The sequence below is a fragment of the Streptomyces sp. BRA346 genome (assembly GCF_052851135.1).
Map to the genome: position 1 here is coordinate 168422 of NZ_JAIWIH010000021.1, position 18512 is coordinate 186933.

15 protein-coding genes and 2 pseudogenes are annotated in these 18512 nt (G+C 73.5%); 9 read left to right on the forward strand and 8 right to left on the reverse strand.

Annotation, left to right across the window (positions count from 1 at the left end):
- The 4 genes from LCH29_RS24275 to LCH29_RS24290 all read left to right on the forward strand — a co-directional run bounded on the left by LCH29_RS24275 (nucleotide 1) and on the right by LCH29_RS24290 (nucleotide 2417).
- A complete protein-coding gene (locus LCH29_RS24275) occupies nucleotides 1-843 on the forward strand; it encodes an aminotransferase class IV (protein WP_446463914.1) in 843 nt (280 codons plus the stop codon).
- Entirely contained in the window at nucleotides 840-1343 is a 504-nt protein-coding gene (locus tag LCH29_RS24280; RefSeq protein ID WP_446463846.1) for a carboxymuconolactone decarboxylase family protein, read from the forward strand. The genes LCH29_RS24275 and LCH29_RS24280 overlap by 4 nt, the downstream gene beginning before the upstream one ends.
- Nucleotides 1344-1435: 92 nt before the next feature.
- The gene (locus tag LCH29_RS24285; protein WP_446463847.1) at nucleotides 1436-2053 is read left to right on the forward strand and encodes an Rv1733c family protein; all 618 of its coding nucleotides are present in this window, start codon (nucleotides 1436-1438) and stop codon (nucleotides 2051-2053) included.
- A 73-nt stretch (nucleotides 2054-2126) separates the two neighbouring features.
- Nucleotides 2127-2417: a DUF1876 domain-containing protein gene (locus LCH29_RS24290; protein WP_446463848.1), complete on the forward strand. Its 291-nt coding sequence runs from the start codon at nucleotides 2127-2129 to the stop codon at nucleotides 2415-2417.
- Nucleotides 2418-2429: 12 nt separating this feature from the next.
- Here the strand turns inward: LCH29_RS24290 and LCH29_RS24295 are convergent, their stop codons facing one another.
- Nucleotides 2430-3140, reverse strand: coding sequence for a FadR/GntR family transcriptional regulator (locus LCH29_RS24295; RefSeq protein ID WP_446463849.1), 711 nt, complete (start codon nucleotides 3138-3140; stop codon nucleotides 2430-2432).
- Between the two features lie 155 nt (nucleotides 3141-3295).
- On the opposite strand from LCH29_RS24295, the gene LCH29_RS24300 reads away from it, so the two are divergent.
- Complete coding sequence (locus LCH29_RS24300; protein WP_446463850.1) at nucleotides 3296-4558, forward strand: cellulase-like family protein; 1263 nt, start codon at nucleotides 3296-3298, stop codon at nucleotides 4556-4558.
- A 38-nt stretch (nucleotides 4559-4596) separates the two neighbouring features.
- Here LCH29_RS24300 and dgoD read toward each other — a convergent pair whose 3' ends face one another.
- Both dgoD and LCH29_RS24310 read right to left on the reverse strand, forming a co-directional pair.
- Nucleotides 4597-5742, reverse strand: coding sequence for a galactonate dehydratase (gene dgoD, locus LCH29_RS24305; RefSeq protein ID WP_446463851.1), 1146 nt, complete (start codon nucleotides 5740-5742; stop codon nucleotides 4597-4599).
- Nucleotides 5743-5752: 10 nt separating this feature from the next.
- Nucleotides 5753-6481, reverse strand: coding sequence for an SDR family NAD(P)-dependent oxidoreductase (locus LCH29_RS24310; protein ID WP_446463852.1), 729 nt, complete (start codon nucleotides 6479-6481; stop codon nucleotides 5753-5755).
- Between the two features lie 150 nt (nucleotides 6482-6631).
- Here LCH29_RS24310 and LCH29_RS24315 point away from each other — a divergent pair, with 150 nt between their 5' ends.
- From LCH29_RS24315 to LCH29_RS24325, 3 genes are read left to right on the forward strand one after another with little or no spacing between them, the layout of a single operon-like run.
- Entirely contained in the window at nucleotides 6632-9121 is a 2490-nt protein-coding gene (locus tag LCH29_RS24315; RefSeq protein ID WP_446463853.1) for a SpoIIE family protein phosphatase, read from the forward strand.
- Between the two features lie 37 nt (nucleotides 9122-9158).
- Nucleotides 9159-10511, forward strand: a complete 1353-nt coding sequence (locus LCH29_RS24320; RefSeq protein ID WP_446463854.1) for an MFS transporter — start codon at nucleotides 9159-9161, stop codon at nucleotides 10509-10511.
- Nucleotides 10502-11674: an anhydro-N-acetylmuramic acid kinase gene (locus LCH29_RS24325; protein ID WP_446463855.1), complete on the forward strand. Its 1173-nt coding sequence runs from the start codon at nucleotides 10502-10504 to the stop codon at nucleotides 11672-11674. The genes LCH29_RS24320 and LCH29_RS24325 overlap by 10 nt, the downstream gene beginning before the upstream one ends.
- 17 nt (nucleotides 11675-11691) lie before the next feature.
- On the opposite strand, the gene LCH29_RS24330 is transcribed toward LCH29_RS24325, so the two are convergent.
- The 5 genes and pseudogenes from LCH29_RS24330 to LCH29_RS24350 form a co-directional block, all read right to left on the reverse strand.
- Entirely contained in the window at nucleotides 11692-13563 is a 1872-nt protein-coding gene (locus LCH29_RS24330; protein WP_446463856.1) for a SpoIIE family protein phosphatase, read from the reverse strand.
- 49 nt (nucleotides 13564-13612) lie between these two features.
- Nucleotides 13613-14299: a class I SAM-dependent DNA methyltransferase gene (locus LCH29_RS24335; protein ID WP_446463857.1), complete on the reverse strand. Its 687-nt coding sequence runs from the start codon at nucleotides 14297-14299 to the stop codon at nucleotides 13613-13615.
- Nucleotides 14300-14381: 82 nt separating this feature from the next.
- Nucleotides 14382-16259, reverse strand: a complete 1878-nt coding sequence (gene dnaK, locus LCH29_RS24340) for a molecular chaperone DnaK (protein WP_446463858.1) — start codon at nucleotides 16257-16259, stop codon at nucleotides 14382-14384.
- A gap of 67 nt (nucleotides 16260-16326) precedes the next feature.
- Nucleotides 16327-16530 (reverse strand): annotated as a pseudogene (locus tag LCH29_RS24345) (Si-specific NAD(P)(+) transhydrogenase); the annotation flags it as partial.
- A 25-nt stretch (nucleotides 16531-16555) separates the two neighbouring features.
- Nucleotides 16556-17179, reverse strand: a pseudogene (locus tag LCH29_RS24350) (YoaK family protein); the annotation flags it as partial.
- 279 nt (nucleotides 17180-17458) lie between these two features.
- On the opposite strand from LCH29_RS24350, the gene LCH29_RS24355 reads away from it, so the two are divergent.
- Nucleotides 17459-18493: a dipeptidase gene (locus LCH29_RS24355; protein WP_446463859.1), complete on the forward strand. Its 1035-nt coding sequence runs from the start codon at nucleotides 17459-17461 to the stop codon at nucleotides 18491-18493.
- Nucleotides 18494-18512: the final 19 nt, after the last annotated feature.

Genomic DNA, 18512 nt, shown 5'->3' on the forward strand with positions numbered 1-18512 from the left:
ATGATCACGGCGCAGGACACCGGTCGGGAGCGGCGCTCCGACCAGCAGCAGTGGACGCTGATGTGGCGCGAGGACGGCGGGCTGATGCCCTCCCGCCCGGTGCCCGACAGCGCGCTGCTGGCCGCCGACTCCTGGCTGGTCGACGAGGGCCGGGTACGGGCGCTGGACCACCACCACCGGCGGTTCGCCGCCGCGTGCGCCGAGGCGACGGGCGACTCCCCGGCCCGGATCGAGAGCTTCTGGCGGGACGTGGCGGCGGCACTGCCGCGCACCGGCCGCTGGTTCCCGCGGGTCGAGCTGGCCGGTCCGGAACCCGCCCGGCTCTATGTACGGATACGGCCCGCCCCGCCCCGGACGGCCCATGTGGCCGTCTGTCTGACCGAGGAGTTCGACCCGCGCATCCATCCGCGCCGCAAGGGACCGGATCTGTCCCTGCTGGCGCATCTGCGCCACCGCGCCGCCCAGCGCGGCGCGCAGGAGCTGATGCTCACCACCCCCTCGGGCCTGGTGCTGGAGGGCACGACGGCGAGCGTCCTGTGGTGGGAGGACGACGTCCTGTGCCTGCCGCCGCCGGACCTGCCGCTGCTGGCGGGCGTCACCTCGGCCCTGATCCAGGAGCGCGCGGCGGAGCTGGGCGTCCGTACCGAACACCGCCGGTGTCCCGTCCAGGAGCTGGACGGGCGCGAGGTGTGGCTGGTCAACGCGTTGCACGGGATCCGGCCCGTGACCGCGTGGCTCGGCCGTCCGCTGCGCGCGGGACCGGCCCTGCGCGCCGCTTCCTGGCAGAGCTGGCTCGACAGCTGTGCCGATGTCCTCATGCCGACGAACGGAGTTCACCGATGACCGCGACCGCACCCGGCCCGCAGGCCACCACCGCCCGGCTGGAGCTGAAGAAGCTGGCCCCGAAGGTGTCCGCCGCGATGGGTGCCCTGCACGCGGCGGCCGTCGAGGCGGCGCAGGAGGCGAAGGTCGAGCCCGAGCTGCTCGAACTGGTCAGAATCCGCGCCTCCCAGCTCAACGGCTGCGCGTTCTGCCTGGACATGCACACCAAGGACGCCCGGGCCCGGGGCGAGACCGAGCAGCGCATCTACGCCCTGAACGCCTGGCGGGAGACCCCGTTCTTCAGCGAGCGCGAGCGGGCCGCGCTCGCCCTGGCCGAGGCGGTGACCGACGTCCAGGACGGCCACGTCCCGGACGAGGTCCACCGGGCCGCGAGCGAGGTGTTCGACGAACCGCAGGTCGCGGCGTTGATCTGGGCCGCGGTCGTCATCAACGCGTACAACCGCACGGCGATCAGCGCCCGGATGGTGCCCGGCGCGTATCAGCCCGCTCCTCGCACCTGACCCACTGCCCGTCGCGTGGCGCCCCGTGCGGCACCCCCGACGCCCGGCGGCGCCACGCGACGACGTCAGCACTTGCTGGAGGCCTTACGACCATGAACACCCACGGACCGCGGGGCGCTTTCGGACCCCATCCGCCCCTGCTGGGCCGTCCGGCCCGGGGGCGCAACCCGCTGCGCAGGCGGACGGACCGGGTCCAGTCCTGGTTCAGCCTGCTCTTCCTGCTGGTCCTCGCGCTCGGCCTGCCGATGGCCGCGGTCAGCGCGGGGAACGCCGCGCACGCGTCGCAGATGCGTGTCGTGCACGACCAGGAAGCGACGCGGCACCAGATCACCGCGCGGCTCGCCGAGACCCCTCCCGGCGGGCCGGGCCAGTCGGAGGCCACCGAGCTGAGGATGGCGAAGGTCAGCTGGACCGGTGACGACGGCGCCCGGCACGCCGGTGTGGCCACGGTGCCCGGCGACGCGGACGCGGGTACGGAGGTACGGGTCTGGGTGGGCCCGGACGGGGATCTCGCCCAGCCGCCCACCTCCCCCTCGACCGCGCGGACGATGGGCTGGTTCACCGGCATGCTGACCGCGGCCGCGGTGGCCGGGGCGGCGTTCGCGGGGCGCGCCCGGGTCCGGCAGGTGCTGGACCGCCGCCGGTACGCGCAATGGGAGGCAGAGTGGAAGGTGGTGGAACCCGCGTGGTCCGGCAGGAACCGTCGCTGACCGCTCTCCGGCCGCCGACCACTCCCCGGCCGCTCCGCCGCGGGTCCGGCAAGCGAGGTGATCGGAGCAGACGATGCCGCACACAGTGGAGTGGAAGGTTTATCTCTATCTCTTCGAGGACGACGAGGGCCGGACGAAGGCGCGCGTCGAGCTGGACACCGGTGCCGCGGCGCTCACCGGCCGCGGAACGGCACGGCGCAACCCGGAGGACCGGAACATCCCCGTGATCGGCGACGAGCTGGCCGCGGGCCGGGCCCTCAACGACCTCGGTCAACAGCTCCTGCGGGCCGCCGAGCACGACATCGAGAGCGAGGAGCCACCGGCGCCGCGTAAGCCCCGGCCCGGATACGGCTGGGTGGTCTGAGGGGCCGACCGGTCAGTCACCGGGCGGGCGGGACGCGGCCGCGCCGACGTCCTCGGCCGCCTTGGCGAGCAGATCGAGCATGGCCAGCTCCGCGCGCGGGGCGTCCCGGTCGCGCACCGCGTCCAGCACCCGGCGGTGGCTGGGCACGGGGTCGTCGGCGTCCCCGTGGGCGTGCACCAGCCGGTCGCGCTCGCGCAGCCCGGGCTCCAGGACCAGATCGAACCGGGCGAGGAGTTCGTTGCCGGTGGCGGCGAGCAGCGCCCGGTGGAAGGCGGCGTCGGCGTCCGCCTCGGCGGCCAGGTCGCCCCGGGCGCGTTCCATCGCGGCGAGCGCCGCGTCCAGCGCGGTCAGGTCGGCGTCGGAGCGGCGCAGCGCGGCGCGGTGGGCGGCGGCGGGCTCCACGACGGAGCGCACATCGGTGAGGTCGCGCATCAGCCGCTCGCCGTCGCCGCCCGCCATGCGCCAGCGGATCACATCGGCGTCCAGCAGGTTCCAGGCGGAGCGGGGGCGGACGTAGGTGCCGCGCTTCTGGCGGGCGTCGATGAGCCCCTTTCCGGCCAGCACCTTCAGGGATTCCCGCATCACGGTGAGGCTGACGTCCAGTTCGTCGCCGAGCGCCCGGACGTCCAGGACGTCGCCCTCGGCCCAGTGGCCGCCGACGATGCGGGCGCCCAGCCGCTGGACCACCTGGCCGTGCACACCGCGGCCGGAATAGGACGCCATGGGGTTCTCCTCGGGGGGAAGTCACGTGGTCACGGGCACAGTTCCGGGCACTCCGGCCCTGAGCATTATTTATGAATACATCTTGACACCCCTCGGGCCCGCCCGGACGATGAACCGACCTCACCGACGAGCACGCCGACCGCGGGGAGCCCCCTGTGACGCAGTCGCCGCACGCCCATCTCCCGGCCACCCTCACCATCTCGCTGTGGGACTTCAGCTGGTACACCCGTACCGGCCCGGGCGAGCCCTTCGCCGATCTGGACCGCGCCTTCGAGGACGCCGTCGCCCGCGGCTACAACACGGTGCGCATCTGCGCGATGCCGTATCTGCTCTTCGGCTCGGGGCTCGACACCAGCAGGCTGCGGCTGCGCCCGCTGGGCGGCGACTACGGGCAGCGGATGCGCTGGTACGACGTGGGCGGGGTGGCCGAGATCGACGGGCGCGCCCATCTGCGGGCGCTGTTCGAGGCGGCCCTGCGGCACGACTGCTACGTCATCCTCTCCAGCTGGGAGTACCAGCAGAGCCCGTCGTTCGCCGAGGACCGCGCCTGGTACGACGCCCTGATGGCGGTCGAGCCCGAGCGGCGCGCCGAGGCGCTCGCGGACGCGCTGGCCGATCTGATCGACTTCCTCGTCGTCCACGGTCTTGACGACCGGATCGCCTTCACCGAGCTGCACAACGAGGTGCAGGGCACCCGGCTCACCGACGGTCTGCGGGGCGAGGACCGGGTCGTCGCGCTGCGCCCGCGGCTGGAGCGCGGTCTCGCCCGCTTCCGGGAGCGCCACCCGCACCGTCCGGTGACCGTCAACTACGCGATGGTGCCGGTCGGTTCGCTGCGCGGAGTGCCCCGCGACATCGACGTCGCCGTGTTCCATCCGTATGTCTACGGGGTGCTCGGCGAGCTGATCGACACCTTCGCGATCCGCGACCGCGCCCGGCCCTTCCCCCAGCCCCGGGCCCGCCGGGAACTGCTGCGCCCCGGCGCGCCCGATCTGGCGGACTGGGTGCCGCCGGAGCGCGACCGGTGGCGGCTGGCGGCCACCACGGTCGGGCCGCGGGAGATCTACGTCCACGACTGGTGCGATCCGGTCAAGTGGGACGCGTGGCTGTACGAGCGCTACGCGACGCACCGGCTGGCGATGGAGCAGAAGCTCGTCACCTGGATCGACGCCGCCGCCGACTGGGCAGCGGAGACGGGTGTGCCGCTGGTCTTCGGCGAGGGCTGGATCGGCTACACGCCGCTGCACGGCACGTTCGAGGAGGGCCCGGTGGGGGCGGCGTTCTGCCGCCGCGCGGTGAACGAGGCGGCGCGGGTCGGGGCGTGGGGCGCGGTGGTGTGCTCCAACGCCGCGCCGCAGCACCCGATGTGGCAGGACATCGCGCTCCAGCGGGAGTGCAACGCCGTCCTGCGCGGCTGACCGCGGCGCGCTCACCCGGCGCGGTCATCCGGGCGCGGTCACCACTCGGCGAACGAGCCGTCCGCGTGGCGCCAGATCGGGCCGCGCCAGTCGGGGGCCGTCGAATCGGCGGCGCGCACGGCCCGCTCGTCGACCTCGATGCCGAGCCCCGGGGCGGTCGGCCGGTTGATGTGGCCCTCGTGGAAGCGGAACACCTCGGGGTCGACGACGTAGTCGAGGACTTCGGCGCCGTCGTTGTAGTGGATGCCGATGCTCTGTTCCTGGATCAGGAAGTTGGGGGTCGCGAAGGCGATCTGGAGGCTCGCGGCGAGCGAAACCGGGCCGAGCGGGCAGTGCGGGGCGAGGGGGATGTCGAAGGTCTCGGCGAGCGCGCCGATGCGCCGCACCTCGGAGATGCCCCCGGCGTGCGAGAGGTCGGGCTGGAGCACGGCGACCCCGGCCTGGAGCGCGGGCAGCACATCGGTGCGCGAGTAGAGCCGTTCCCCGGTGGCGATGGGGACGGGCGAGGAGGCGACGATGTCGCCGAGCAGATGGGTGTACTCGGGAAGGACCGGCTCCTCGGCGAACAGCGGACCGTACGGGGCCAGATGGGGCAGCGCCGTGCGGGCGGCCGCGGCGGTGAAGCGGCCGTGGAGGTCGACCGCGAAGTCCCGGTCCGGTCCCAGGGCCTCGCGTGCGGCGGCGGCACGGGCCACGACGGCGTCGATGTCGGAGACGGTGGGCAGCCGGTTCATCCGCCCGGAGGCGTTCATCTTCACCGCAGTGAATCCCGCCTCGACCTGGGCGGTGACCGCCTCGCCGATCGCGCTGGGCTCGTCGCCGCCGACCCAGCAGTAGGCGCGGACCCGGTCCCGTACCGGCCCGCCGAGCAGGACGTGGACGGGTACGCCGAGGGTCTTGCCCGCGATGTCCCACAGCGCCTGGTCGAGTCCGGCGACCGCGCTGGAGAGCACCGGGCCGCCCCGGTAGAAGGAGCCCTTGGTCATGAGCTGCCAGTGGTCCTCGATCCGGGCGGGGTCCTTGCCGACGAGGAGTTCGGCCAGTTCGTGGACGGCGGTGCGGACGGTGGCGGCGCGGCCCTCGACCACCGGCTCGCCCCAGCCGACGACGCCCTCGTCGGTCTCCACGCGGCACAGCAGCCAGCGCGGCGGGACGGCGAAGGTCTCCACACGGGTGATGATCACAGCTTGCTCCTCAGGAACTGGTTTTCAGCACGCTCCACCCGCCGTCGACCACCAGCGAGGCGCCGGTGACGAACGAGGCGTCGCCGCCGAGCAGGAAGGCGATGGCCCCGGCCACCTCCTCCGGGCGGCCGAGGCGGCGGGCCGCGGTCTGTTCGGCACTGCTGCGCCGGTCCTCCTCGCTGATCCCGGCCCAGGCGCGGGTGAGGACGGGGCCCGGCAGGACGGCGTTGACCCGCACCGCGGGGCCGTACTCGACCGCCAGCTGGCGGGTCAGCCCGGTGAGCCCGGCCTTGCCCGCCGCGTAGGCGGGGCGGCCGGGGAGGCCGACGAGGGCGTGCACGGACGACACCAGGACCGCGCTCCCCCGGGTGGCCCGCAGGCCGGGGAGGCAGGCGCGGAAGCCGAGGAAGGCGGCGGTGAGGCCGACCGACAGCTGCCGGTTCCACTCGTCGAGGCCGATCGCGTCGGCGGGCCCGATCCGTACCGCGGTGGCGTTGCTGACCAGCCCGGACACCGGTCCGTAAGCGTCGGTCGCGGTACGCACCGCCGCGTCCCAGGACGCCTCGTCGGCCACGTCGCAGTGCTGGAAGACGGCCCTGCCGCCGTCGGCGCGGATCTCCCGGGCGACGTCCTCGCCCTCCTCGCGCAGCACGTCGGCGATCAGCACCCCGGCGCCGTCCGCGGCCAGTCGGCGGGCGGTGGCCGCGCCGATGCCGCCGGCGGCGCCGGTGACGATCACGCACCCGGGTTCCCGGGCGGATCCCTGAGCGGGGGAAGAAGGGCTCACGGCCGATATTAAATATGAATTAATGATCGACGCCAAGGCGTCCCGCGGGCCGGGCGGAGTAAAATTCGCTGCACGTGCCGGTACGAGGCGAGAGCGCATGCAATGGGCGACACCACCTTCCGCGGATGGCCCCACCACCTCCCCGACCTGATCTCGGAGGCCACCTGTGTGGTGGACGAGCGGGGCGTGCTGACCGGCTGGAGCCTCGGCGCGCAGAACCTCCTCGGGCACCGGGCCGAGGACGTGGTGGGACGCCCGGTGGCCCAGCTGTTCGCCCCCGGCGGCCCGGGGCCGCCCCGCTTCGCGTCAGACACCGCCGCCGGAGGCGGCCCCGCGGTGCTGCGCCACCGCGACGGCCACGACGTACGCACCGTCCTGTGGGCCCAGCCGTGGTCCCCGGGCGACGGGCGCCCCCACTGGCTGCTCCAGGCCACCCGCGAGGAGGCGGTGCGCCGCCAGGACATCGGCCGCGCGCTCCTGGACGGCCTGGGCCTGGCCTCACCCATCGCCATGAGCGTCTACGACGACCAGTACCGCTGTCTGATGCAGAACGCCGCTCTGCGCCGACTGAGCGGCGTCCCGGACGAGGAGCGGCTGGGGCTCACCCTGAGCGAGACGGTCTCACAGGTGGACACCTCCGAAATGGAGGCCACCCAGCACCAGGTGCTCCGCCAGGGCGTCGCGGTCGCCGACGTCGAGGTTCGGGGCCGGGTGCCCTCCGACCCGGACCGGGAGCGTGTCTGGTCCAACTCGGTCTTTCCGCTCAAGGACCGCTCCGGCGAGGTGTTCGCCGTCTGCCACGCGGTGCTCGACATCACCGAGCGGCACCGCGCCCGGGAGCGGCTCGCGGTGCTGAACGACGCCAGCGCCCGCATCGGCTCCACCCTCGACCTGCTGCACACCGCCCAGGAGCTGGCGGACGTGGCGGTGCCCCGGCTCGCGGACTTCGCCTGCATCGACCTGATCGACTCGGTCTTCGAGGGCGAGGAGCCGCCCACCGGGGCGGTGGCGGGCGAGAGCGTGTTCCGGCGCGCCGCCCACCAGTCCATCGTGCCCGGCACCCCGGAGGCGGTGGCCGACGTGGAGGACGTGGACGTCCACGCGTCCGCCCCGGCCTCCCCCTTCGCCCGGGCCCTGGCCACCGGCACCTCCGTCCTGGAGTCGGTGAACGGCCGGGATCCGCCCCCCGGCTGGCTCGCCGACGATCCGAAGCGGGCCGAGGGCATCAAGCGGTGGGGCATCCACTCCTGGATGGTGGTGCCGGTACGGGCCCGCGGCAGCACCCTCGGAGTGGCGGTGTTCCTGCGGCGGCAGCGCACCGACCCCTTCGAACAGGACGATCTGCTGCTGGCCGACGAGATCGTGGCCCGTGCCGCGGTGTGCATCGACAACGCCCGCCGCTACACCCGCGAACGCGGCACCGCCCTCGCCCTCCAGCACAGCCTGCTCCCCCAGCGGCTCCCGACCCAGGCGGCCGTGGAGGCCCGATCGCGCTATCTCCCGGCGGGCAGCCGCCTGGGGGTGGGCGGCGACTGGTTCGATGTGATCCCGCTGTCCGGCGCCCGGGTGGCGCTCGTCGTGGGGGACGTGGTCGGCCACGGCATGAAGGCCGCCGTCACCATGGGGCGGCTGCGCACCGCCGTCCGCACCCTGGCCGACCTCGACCTTCCCCCCGACGAGCTGCTGGCCCACGTCGACGACCAGGTGCGGCGGCTGGTCGACGAACAGGCCGCCGAGGGCCAGGAGCCCGGCGATGCCACCGGCGCCGCGGCCGGTCCCCCGCCCGAACCGGCCATCGACGCCTGGGCCTTCGGCGCCACCTGTGTGTACGCGGTCTACGACCCCATCACCCGGCACCTCACCTTCGCCCGGGCCGGGCACCCCCCGCCCGCCGTCATCACCCCCGGCGGCCGCGCCGAGTTCCTCGACTCCGCGAACGGGCCGCCGCTGGGCGTCGGCGGACTGCCGTTCGAGGCCACCGAGGTCCAACTGCCCGACCACAGCCTCCTCGTGCTCTACACCGACGGCCTGGTGGAGTCCCGCGACCACGACATCGACGCCGGGCTCGACCGGCTGCTCCGCGCCCTGGACGACGACTGCCGCGATCTGTCGCCGGACGTGGTGTGCGACACCGTCGTCTCCCGGCTGATCCCGGGGCACCCGCCCGACGACGTGGCACTGCTGGTGGCGCGTACCCGGGCGCTGAGCGACGACCGCTGCGCCGCCTGGGACCTGCCCGCCGAACCCGCGGTCGTCTCCCGGGCCCGGGCCCACGTGGCGCACCAGCTGTCGCGGTGGCAGCTGGGCCATCTCGTGGCCACCACCCAGGTCGTGGTCACCGAGCTGCTCACCAACGCCATCGTGCACGCCCGCAGCCCGATCCAGCTGCGGCTGATCAGAAACCAGTCGCTGATCTGCGAGGTGTCCGACAGCAGCGCGGCCGCCCCGCATCTGCGCCGGGCCGGACGGATGGACGAGGGCGGCCGCGGGCTGTTCCTCATCGCGCAGCTCAGCCAGCGCTGGGGCACCCGGTACTCCGGGGACCACAAGACCATCTGGGCCGAGCAGCCGCTGAAAGGTCCGCCCCGGTAGCCACGTCCGGTACGTACCCGCCCCGGGCGGGTACGGGATGCAGGTGAGCTGTTCTCTCCCCGGTCCGGCCACGCGCCGCGCCCTGCTGGCGGGTTCGGTCGGCAACTTCATCGAGTGGTACGAGTTCGGTGTCTACGGCTTCTTCGCGACGGTCATCGCCGCGAACTTCTTCACCCCCGAGGGCGCCGGCAGCATCGAGGGCCTGGTCAAGACCTACGCCTCGTTCGGGCTCGCGTTCTTCTTCCGGCCCATCGGCGCCGCCGTCTTCGGCCGCGTCGGCGACCGGATCGGACGGCGCCCGACCCTGATCCTGGTGCTGCTGCTGATGACCGGCGCCACCACGCTCATCGGCCTGCTGCCCACGTACGACACGGTCGGCGCCGCCGCCCCGTGGCTGCTCACCCTGGTGCGGATCCTGCAAGGGCTGTCCGCCGGCGGCGAGTTCGGCGGCGCGGTGGCGCTCATGACGGAATTCGCCCCGCCCGGGCGCCGCGGGCTGTACGGGGCGTGGCAGTCGTTCACCGTCGCGCTGGGGCTGCTCGCGGGCGCCGGGACGGCCGCCGTCCTGGCCACCGCGCTGAGCGAGGAGGCGTTGGGCGACTGGGGCTGGCGGCTGCCGTTCCTGCTGGCCCTGCCGATCGGGCTGACCGCGCTGTGGCTGCGGCTGAGACTGGAGGAGACCCCGTCGTTCCGGGAGACGGGCGGGCGGAGCGGTGTGGCACGCCTCCCGGCGGCCACGCGCCGCGAGGTGGCCCGCGCCATCGTCTTGGGCGCCGGGCGCATCATGGGCTGGGCCGCGGCCGGGTACACCTTCCTGGTCGTCATGCCCTCGTATCTCCAGGCCACCCTGGACACCACGTTCCAGCAGGCGCTGATCGCCACCGTGGTGGCCAACGCGGGCTTCGCGGCCGCCATCCTCCCGGCGGGGCTGCTCAGCGACCGGATCGGACGGCGCCCGGTCATGCTGACCGGCGCCGCCCTGGTGACCGTGCTGGCCTTTCCGCTGCTCAACCTCCTTCAGGACCCGGACAGTTCGGCCCTCGTCCAGGGCGTGGCCGTACTGGTGGCGGGCGCGGTGGTCGGGCTGATGGCGGGACCCGGCCCGGCGATGCTCGCCGAGATGTTCCCGACCCGCGTCCGGTACACGGGGCTCGGGCTGGCGTACGCGCTGTCGAACGCCGTGTTCTCGGGGTGCGCCGGGCTGATCATCACCGAGGCCATCAAACGGACCGGCGACGCGGACATCCCCGCGTACTACGTGGCGGCGACCGGTGCCCTCAGCCTGGTCGCCCTGGCCACCCTGCGCGGCGACACCCACCGGGGCACGCTGCGGGAGGAGGAGCGGCACCCGCCCCGGGACGAGAGCGAGGAGGAAACCCCATGCGCGTGATCGGACTGATGTCGGGCACATCCCACGACGCGGTGGACGCGGCGGCCGCCGATCTGGCCCTCGACGGCGACACCCTGGTGCTCGCCCCGCTGGGCCTGATCGGCGCCGCCTACCCGGACACGTTACGGGCGGCGCTGGCCGCGGCGCTGCCACCGGCGGCGACCACCCTGGCGGACGTGTGCGCGCTCGACACCCGGATCGGCCAGGCGTTCGCCCGGCTCGCCGTCCGCGCCGACCGGGAGCTGTGCGACGGACGGGCCGACCTGATCAGCTCGCACGGGCAGACCGTGTACCACTGGGCCGAGGACGGCCGGGTGCACGGCACCCTCCAGCTCGGACAGCCCGCCTGGATCGCCGAGGCCACCGGCGTCCCCGTCGTCTCCGATCTGCGCAGCCGGGACGTGGCCGCGGGCGGCCAGGGGGCGCCGCTGGTCAGCCTGATCGACACGCTGTGGCTGCGCGGGCGGCCCGGGGTGTGCGCCGCCCTGAACCTGGGCGGCATCGCCAACCTCACCGTGGTCCCCCGGGCCGGGGAGCCGCTGGCGTTCGACACCGGCCCCGGGAACGCCCTCATCGACGCGGCGGTCCGGGATCTGACGGACGGGCGGCTCGACCACGACGCGGACGGCGCCCTCGCCGCGCGCGGCACCGTCCACCCCGGACTGCTGGAGCGGCTGCTGGCCGAGCCGTACTACGCGCTGCCGCCGCCCAGGACGACCGGCAAGGAACGGTTCCACCTCCCCTATCTGCGGGCCGCGTTGGCGGCCACCGGCCCGGTGGCGGACCACGACCTCGTCGCCACCGTCACCGAGCTGACCGCCCGTACCGTGGCCGACGCGGCGCGCTCCGTCCACGCCACCGAGGTGATCGCCTCCGGTGGCGGGGTCCGCAACCCGAGCCTGATGGCCGCGCTGCGCCGCACGCTCGGCCCCATCGCCCTGCGGGTCTCCGACGACCTCGGGTTTCCGGCGGCGGCCAAGGAGGCGTACGCCTTCGCCGTCCTGGGCTTCCTGACCGCCCACGGCCTGGCGGGCACCGTGCCGAGCTGCACCGGCGCCCGGCACCCCGGCGTCCTGGGGTCGATCACCCCGGGACGGCGGCCGCTCGTCCTGCCGCCGCCGGACCGGCCCGCGCCGTCCCGGCTGGAGATCTTCCGCCGGTGAGGGGCCGGTGAGGGCCCTCAGTCCTCCGGGATCTCCATCCGGAGGTCCCGGGGCAGCTGCTGTTCGAACCACACCAGCTTGCCGGTGCTCAACCGGGTCGCGCCCCAGCGCCGGGCCAGCTCGTTGACCAGGAACAGGCCACGGCCGCCCTCGTCGCCCGGCCGGGCGTGCAGCATCCTGGGCACGAACGGCGAGTCGTCGCCCACCTCGCAGCGCAGCACATCGGTGCGCAGCAGCCGCAGCGTCACCGGCCGGGAGGCGTAGCGGACGGCGTTGGTGACCACCTCGCTGACCATCAGTTCGGTCGGCTCCAGCAGCGAGTCCAGATGCCAGCGGTGCAGGGTGCGGCGGGTGAGCCGACGGGCCCTGCCCGCGGTCTGCGGCTTCGGATCCAGGAACCAGTAGGCGACGTTGTACGACGGGATGCCGTCGAAGCGGGCCGCGAGCAGCGCGATGTCGTCGTCGCGGTCCCTGGGCCCGACGGCACCCACCGCCGCGTCGCACAGCAGCTCCAGCGGCGGGGGGTCGAGCACCTGGGCGGTGGTGTGCAGCCGATCGCGCAACAGCTCGACCCCGGTGGCCACATCGGTGTCGCGGGACTCCACGAGACCGTCGGTGTACAGCAGCAGGGTGGCCCCGGTGGGCGCGAACATCTCCACCGTCTCGAAGCTGACACCGCCGACGCCGACGGGCGGGCCGGGCGGGATCCGCAGCACCTGGCCACGGCCTCCCGGCTGGAGCAGCACCGGGGGCGGGTGTCCGGCGTTGGCCATCAGCAGCCGGTGCGCGATGGGGTCGTAGATCCCGTAGAGACAGGTGGCCATGTGCTGGCTGCCCAGCCGCTGGGCCTGCTCGTCGAGGTGGTGCAGCACCTCGTCCGGCGAGAGATCCAGGGCGGCGAGGGTCTGCACGGTGGTGCGCAGCTGTCCCATGATCGCGGCGGAGGTCATGGAGTGGCCCATGACGTCGCCGATGACGAGGGCGACGCGATTGCCGGGCAGCGGGATCGCGTCGTACCAGTCGCCGCCGACCCGGGCGGTCTTCGACGAGGGAAGGTACCGGGTGGCCAGCCGGACGCCGATCGGCTCGGGCAGCGAGGCGGGCAGCATGGTGCGCTGGAGGGCGTCGGCGACGGAGGCCTCGCGCCCGTAGAGCACCGCCTTGTTCATGCCGAGGGCGGTGTGGGTGGCGAGCTGGGAGGCGACCAGCAGATCGTCGCCGGTGAAGGGCGGCCGGTCGGGGTGGCGTACGAGGACGGCGGCGCCCATGACGGTGTGCTCGCGGCCGCGCAGCGGGGCGATGATCAGCCGTCGGCCGGGCGGCACCGGGCCGGGGCCGCCCACCGCGGGGCTCAGCAGCTCGGCGACCGCGGCGGCGATTCCGGGGACGTCCCCGAACGCGGCGCGCCCGGCGGCCAGCAGATCCGCGAGCCGGCCGGTGACGGTGAGCCGGGCGAAACCGGATGGGGCTCCCGGCCCCGCCTCCGGTGCGGCTTCCGGTCCGGCTCCCGGCGGGGCATCCGGCGCGGCTTCCGGTCCGGCCGCGTGCGGGCACAGGACCAGCGGTCCCGGCGGCTCCTCCTCCCCGGCGGGCAGCGGGTCGCGCAGATGCACCACGGCCGCGTCGGCGAAGGCGGGCACGGCGGCCCGGCACAGCTCGTGCAGTGTCTCGTCGAGGTCCATGCCCCGGGCGATCTGCCGGGTGGCGGTGTCGAGGTAGCGCAGCCGGTCGGTCTGCGGCCCGGTGCCGTACGCCGCTGCCTCCCGCGGGTGCTCCGCGCCGGGCGGGCCCGGCCCGGACTGCGGCGGGGTCCGGCGGGAGGGCGCGGCGGGCCCCACGGCCCGGCCGCCCGGCCGGTCCGGGCCTTCCTGGGGGGTGGGGTGCGCCATCAGCTGTGCCGTTCGTCGCGGATGCGGTACGGGTACGGATGCGGATTCCTCAGCCGCCCCGTCGGCACCGCAGGAAGATCTGCTCCTCGGGCGGGACGTCCGAGGAGGCCGGTGCGTAGGTGTAGGACGACTCGCCGACGATCTCGAAGCGGGCCGCCTCGATGACCTCGCGCAGATCGTCCCGCAGATAGCCGGTGACCCGGATGGTGGAGCGGAGGAATGGGATCGAGAAGTCGTCCACGTCGGCCTCCACCATCGACAGGGCGAACAGCCCGCCGGGCGACAGCAGGCGGTGGATGGTGCCCAGCGCGAGCGGGATCTCGGCGCGGGGCAGCATCAGCAGCGAGAAGAACGCCGTGACCGCGTCGAACCGGCCGAGGTCGAGCGGGCCCCCGGTCCGCAGATCGGCGATGTCCGCCTGGTGGAAGGAGGCGCCGGGGACATAGGACCGGGCGAGCCGCACCATTCCGGCGGACAGGTCGACACCGGTGACCCGGAGCCCGGCGCCGGTCAGCTGGCGCGCGGTGGGCAGCCCGGTGCCGCAGCCCAGGTCGAGCACCCGGGATCCGCGCGGGAGCAGGCCGATCAGCCACTCGCCCGCGGCGAGCTGGCCGTCCTTGTGCGGGAACGCCTCGTCGTAGCGGTCGCCGATGGCATCGAACGCCTCGGCCTGACCGGTACGGTCGAGCCGAATGTTCCCGTAGCCGGTGTCGCCGGTCCCGTTGTTCACGGACACATCCCCGGAGTTTCGACGTCACCCCCCATTCTCCCCGCATTCCGGGCCCGCGCCACGGTCCGGGCACACCTTCCCCAGGTCCCTAGGGGGTGCTCCCCTTCGGCTTCTCGTCGTCCACGATCTCCGCGTCCACGACCTCGTCGGCGTCCGCCTGCGACTGGCCCTGGCCTCCGTCGCCGCTCCCGCCCCCGCCCGGGGTCCCGGACTGCCCTTGGGCCTGGGCGTAGAGGGCGGTACCGATCTTCTGTCCGACGGTGGCGGCCTTGTCGGTGGCGTCCCGGATCGCGGCGGTGTCCTCGCCCTTCAGCGTCTCCTTCAGCTCCGCGATCGCCGTCTCGGCCTCCTCCCGGACGTCCTGCGGCACCTTCCCGGCCTGGTCGCGCAGCAGCTTCTCGGTCTGGTACACGAGCGCTTCGGCCTGGTTGCGGGTCTCGGCGGCCTCGCGGCGCTTGTGGTCCTCCTCCGCGTACTGCTCGGCCTCCCGCATCATGCGGTCGATGTCGTCCTTCGGCAGCGCGGAACCGCCGGTGACGGTCATCCGCTGCTCCTTGCCGGTGCCCAGGTCCTTGGCGGAGACGTGCATGATGCCGTTCGCGTCGATGTCGAAGGCCACCTCGATCTGCGGCACCCCGCGCGGCGCGGGCGGCAGCCCCGTCAGCTCGAACATCCCGAGCTTCTTGTTGTACGCGGCGATCTCGCGCTCGCCCTGGAACACCTGGATCTGCACCGAGGGCTGGTTGTCCTCGGCCGTGGTGAAGACCTCCGAGCGCTTGGTGGGGATCGTCGTGTTGCGCTCGATCAGCTTGGTCATGATGCCGCCCTTGGTCTCGATGCCCAGGGACAGCGGGGTGACGTCCAGCAGCAGGACGTCCTTCACCTCACCCTTGAGCACACCGGCCTGGAGGGACGCGCCGATCGCCACGACCTCATCCGGGTTGACGCCCTTGTGCGGATCCTTGCCGGTCAGCTCCTTGACCAGGCCGGTCACCGCGGGCATCCGGGTCGAGCCGCCGACCATGATCACATGGTCGATGTCGGCGGTCTTGACCCCGGCATCCTTGATCGCCTGGTGGAAGGGGGCCTTGCAGCGCTCCAGCAGGTCCTCGGTCAGCTGCTGGAACTGCGAGCGGGTGAGCTTCTCGTCCAGGTGCAGCGGGCCCTCGGCGGACGCGGTGATGTAGGGCAGGTTGATCGCGGTCTCGGTCGCCGCGGACAGTTCGATCTTGGCCTTCTCGGCGGCCTCGCGCAGCCGCTGCACCGCCATCTTGTCCTTGGCCAGATCGACCCCGTAGTTGTTCTTGAACTGCTTCACCAGGTGGTCCACGACGCGCTGGTCCCAGTCGTCGCCGCCCAGATGGGTGTCGCCGTTGGTGGCCTTGACCTCCACCACGCCCTCGCCGATCTCCAGCAGCGAGACGTCGAAGGTGCCGCCACCGAGGTCGAAGACCAGGATCCGCTGGTCGTTCTCCCGGTCAAGACCGTACGCGAGGGCGGCCGCCGTGGGCTCGTTGATGATCCGCAGCACCTTCAGCCCGGCGATCTCGCCCGCCTCCTTGGTGGCGGTGCGCTGGCTGTCGTTGAAGTACGCGGGGACGGTGATGACGGCGTCCGTGACGTCCTCGCCGAGGTACGCCTCGGCGTCGCGCTTGAGCTTCTGGAGCACCCGCGCGGAGATCTCCTGCGCGGTGTAGCGCTTGCCGTCGATGTCGCCGGTGGCCGGGAAGTGCCAGTGCTCCTCCCCCATGTGGCGCTTGACCGACCGGGCGGTGCGGTCCACGTTGGTCACCGCCTGGCGCTTGGCCACCTCGCCGACCAGCACCTCGCCGTTCTTCGCGAAGGCGACCACCGAGGGGGTGGTCCGGGCGCCTTCGGTGTTGGTGATGACGGTGGGCTCACCGCCCTCGAGGACCGAGACCACGGAGTTCGTCGTCCCCAGGTCGATACCGACTGCGCGGGTCATCTCGAACCACCTCCCGATACGCCTCCCAGTATCCCAAAAGATGTGTTACGCGGCGGCGGGCCGGGATTCAGGCCCCGAGGTGGTCGACCTCGCGCATCCGGTTCGTCGCGTCGAGGGCGGCGACCTTGTAGGACTCGGCGAAGGTCGGATAGTTGAACACCGCGTCGACCAGGTAGTCGACGGTCCCGCCGCAGCCCATCACCGCCTGGCCGATGTGGATCAGCTCGGTCGCGCCGGTGCCGAAGCAGTGCACCCCGAGCAGCCGCCGGTCGTGCGAAGGACACCAGCAGGACCAGCGCGACCAGCCCGGCGGGCAGGGCGGGCGCGGCCGGAGCGGCGTACGTGACCAGCAGCCCGCCGAACGCCGCACCCACGACGAGGGACGCGAGCAGCGCCAGGCTGACCCAGCGCACCCGGCCGTCGCGGGCCACGTCGACCAGCAGCCCGGTCAGGGTGCCGGTGAGGTAGGTGGTGGACATCCCCGGCGGTCCGACGGCGCGCACCAGACCGCTCTGGCCGCCCATGGCGAGCGCGGCCACCGCGAGCAGCCCCAGCCGCGCGCCCCCGCCCGGGTCGCCGCCCGCCGAGGCCCACCCCGCCCACAGCCCGCCGAGCGCGAGCACCTCCACGCCGAGCGCCCAGCGGAGCCGCCGTACGGGCCGCTCGCCCCGGACGATACGGGCACTGAGCAGGGCGCCCGCGACGAATCCGGCCACCGCGACGGCGGCGTCCCGGGCCCGGTCCGGGTCCTGGGCGCCCGCGGAGATGCCGAGGAGGGAGAGGTTGGCCGTCATGACGCTGGTGAAGACGCCGCCGAGGGCGAGGAAGCTGATCGCGTCCATCGCCCCGGTGGCCACGGTGAGCGCGACGGCGGCCGCCACCAGGCCGCCGTCACCGGTGGTCTTGTCGCCGTCCGCCATCGGCCACCTCCGGGCGCCCCGCCCCTTTGATGCTCGGTTCGCCTCCGGGGCGCAAAAGCCCCTGTCGACGGTCGACCCTGCTCGGCCCTTCGTTCCTCAGGGCCTCCGCGCGCTCTCCCTTTCGACAGCGGCGCGCCCCTGCGGCTCACTCGCGGGTGCCCGCCCGGGGGCGAGGGAAACAGCGGGTCGGAACTCCGGCCGTATTCCGCTTCCCGTACCGCCGCGACATCGTTAGGTTCGGGGTGCTCCGCCCCGTAACGCCCCCTGAACCGTGGAGGAATGCCACACGTGTCCCGCGAACTCCATCACCGCGCGGTCGTCGCCGACGCCCACAACGATCTGCTGATCGCCGTCGCCGCCCGGCCGCCGCGGCGCTGGGCGTCCTTCTTCCGGGAGCAGTGGCTGCCCCAGCTGCGCGAGGGCGGAGTGGACCTCCAGGTGCTGCCGGTCTTCATCGAGGACCGGTTCCGCCCCGAAGGCGCGCTGCGGGAGACGCTCCGCATGATCGAGTGCGCCCATGCGCTGGCCGAGGGCAACCGGGACGAGGTACGGCTGTGCCTGGACGGGTCCGACATCGACGCCGCGCTGGCGGAGGGCAGGATCGCGCTGGTGCTGGCGCTGGAGAGCGCCCCCGGCATCGACGCCGACGTGGAGCTCATCCCGACCGTCCACCGTCTGGGCGTGCGGGTCGCGTCCATCGCCCACTGGGGGCGCAGCGCGCTGGCCGACGGCAGCGGCGAGGACGCCACCGGCAGTCGGCTGACGGCGGCCGGAGTCGAGGCACTGCGGGAGATGGAGCGCCTGGGCATCCTCTTCGACGTCTCGCATCTGGGCGCCTCGGGCGTCGCCCATGTGCTGGAACTGGCCAGCCGCCCGGTGCTGGCCACCCACTCGTCGGCGCGTGCGCTGCTCGACCACCACCGCAATCTCACCGATGAGCAGATCCGCGGGATCGTGGCCACCGGTGGCATGGTGTGCGTGAACTTCCTCGGCGAGTTCCTGGCCACCGACCCGGACGAGCGCACGGTGGAGCGGCTGACCGACCACATCGCCCACATCGCGGAGGTCGCCGGGCCGGACCGGGTGGGCCTGGGGCCCGACTTCATCAAGGAGGTCAGCGCCGATGTCAACCCGCCGTGCTGCGAGGACCTGGAGTACGCCGAACTGGTCGTCCCGGGCCTGGAAGGGCCCCGCGGCCTGCCCCTGGTCACCGAGGCACTGATCGACCGGGGTTTCTCCGAGGCCGCGGTCCACCAGATCCTCGGCGGCAATGTGCTGGACCTGTTCCGCAAGGAGCTGGGCCGCCCCGCGTGAGCCGCCGGGCCCGCTCATC